Consider the following 2,237-nt stretch of genomic DNA (forward strand, 5'->3'; position numbering starts at 1 on the left):
ACAAGGGCAGTGGTCTTCGCTCCGCTCAGATCCACCTGTCCTTTTGTCTGCCTGGGGTCGAGGATTTCGCAGTTATACCCAGAGGGTTAACAGGCGCGTGGGCACCCCGGAGCGCCTGAGGCCGAGCCGCACGCGGGCGTGCCACTAGCCGCCGTCCAGACCGAATGGGCAATGTGCTTGCCAGAGGGGCGGGCCGCTGCGCGGGTGTCGGCGCAGTAACCATGGAGGGGACAGAGATGGCCGTAGGGGCGCCTATCATGCCCTGCGGGCATCATCTGCGGGGCTGTGGTAGCCGTGGTAGCCGTTGTAGCGTGGTAAGCGTTGTAGGCCACGAGAAGGGCCCTCCTGGGGGAGAGATACTCCCCGCGCGGCGGGGGCCCCTCTCTCCCCCAGGAGGGGAGTTACCGTAACGCGTAACGGTTAATCAGCGCCTGCCTGTGGAGCGCTATCCGGGTCAAGCGTGCAGATGCCCACGACACCCATCTCACAGAAAGCACTGACCTGACTTTCGATGGACTGGAACCCTTCCAGGATAGGCCGGAAAACATTGTCCAGGCCCGCCACCAACGTATCCGAAGCATAGGGAGCGCCATCGATAGCGATGCGGCGCAGGATGGCCTCTACAGCGTATTGGTACGCCATCAGCGAGGAGTTCAGGGAAGACATTTCGTCCAGAACGGACATGAGCACGATAGGATATGGCTTAGCCATGGTGATCTCCGAATCAGATCGTTGTGGTTAGCTAGCCTGGTGAGGTACGAACTCACTGGGCTAGCGATTTTCCGTTACGTAACAGAGGAACCAATTTCCGTTACGTCACGAGAATCCGTGGCAGCACTAGGCAACCTCAGCCACCTCAGCCACCTCAGCGCTAGCCACACGCCGCGACAGCAGGTTTGCCAGGTAGGCGCGCCCAGAAGGCCCCATGGCGTCAGCCACAGCGAGGAAAGCCTCAAGCTCAGGGGACGACTCGACACGACGGCGAAGTATCTCTGCTGGCTCGAAAGAGCGTTTGACGGCAGTGAAACCTGCCTCGGTATCCGGTACCCACATGGGGACGCCCTCAGGCTGCTTGAACACGGCCGGCGATGCGATGTGCCAGAAGAGAGACGAAGGCATTGCGGCATCCCGTAGGGTAGCACCAGAGTCCTTACGAGCGGTGACCTCAACCCGCGTAGTGGCAGGGATAACCTCACCACGCTTAGCCAGTACTTCCAGCGCCTTGTCGTAGACGCGGAGAGTCTGACGAGCAGCCGTACGGTGGCCAACGTAGTAGGTGCCTGACTCACGCCCATCGGAGCGAATGGACAGCATCACAGTGACAGGGAGTGCCTTGCGCCCGAGATTGACTCTCCCGTCTGGATAACGCGCCCGAAGACCATCGAGCACATCTGCTGCGTCGATAGGGAAATCCACCGCAGCATCCAGGCGAGTGACCTTGTGCGGAGATGTGCCCAGGACGAAAAGCGCCTCCTCCCAAAGGCCCAACGAGCGGAGAGCTGAGCATATGCCGCCAGACAGAGAAACCTTTGCGAATCGGGCTGCGTGAGTGACCTTTGCCACACCCCTGCCGTGCGCCTTAGGAGGCAGGTAGACAATGCACCCGCCGGTATCCCGAGCAACCTCAAAACCCGCCCCGAGAAGAAGAAGGTTCAGCTCAGGATAAGGGCAGTCATGAGGCGCATAAGTGACGTCTAGCCAGTCGCAGAAGCTAGTGGGTGAGGAGGTCATCGATCATCCCCTTGAGTGACTCAAGACGTTGCTTGATGACCTCCTCAGACTCCCCCCGAAAGCGGAGCTTGTCGGCCTCGGTAGGGGAGAGAGGGATGGTGTCGAGAAGGGGGCGCAATGTCCCCACAGCCTCGGAAAGGAAGTCGCTGATCAACGCCGAGCGAGACACGCCCAGGCGAGAAGCGATCTGATCAAGGGACTCGACCAGATCGGGCGGAAGTGTGACCGACACCTTGCTTAGATTTCGCTTCATGAACCCCCCCTTAAGTAGGACTAATGTAGCTATTAGGTAGGACTAAAGCAAGAGCTACTTAAAACAAGCTGGAGGGCAGACAGCACTAAGGCTACAGGGAGTGGCCATGCAGCGCATGGAGTGCGAATAGTCGGTATTACCTAGTCGACTATTCGAGGAATCCCACAGCCAGGCAGACAAGGGCAGTGGTCTTCGCTCCGCTCAGATCCACCTGTCCTTTTGTCTGCCTGGGGTCGAGGATTTCGCAGTTATA

Annotated in this window: 2 protein-coding genes; both read right to left on the bottom strand. The window is 59.4% G+C overall.

Annotation, left to right across the window (positions count from 1 at the left end):
- Positions 1-420: 420 nt before the first annotated feature.
- Complete coding sequence (locus PG900_RS22935; protein WP_270832372.1) at positions 421-711, bottom strand: hypothetical protein; 291 nt, start codon at positions 709-711, stop codon at positions 421-423.
- 1,000 nt (positions 712-1,711) lie between these two features.
- The gene (locus PG900_RS22940; RefSeq protein ID WP_270832374.1) at positions 1,712-1,984 is read right to left on the bottom strand and encodes a CopG family transcriptional regulator; all 273 of its coding nucleotides are present in this window, start codon (positions 1,982-1,984) and stop codon (positions 1,712-1,714) included.
- Between the last annotated feature and the right edge of the window lie 253 nt (positions 1,985-2,237).

Source organism: Aeromonas sp. QDB03 (assembly GCF_027707985.1).
In the GTDB taxonomy this organism is placed as follows: Bacteria; Pseudomonadota; Gammaproteobacteria; order Enterobacterales; family Aeromonadaceae; genus Aeromonas; species Aeromonas hydrophila.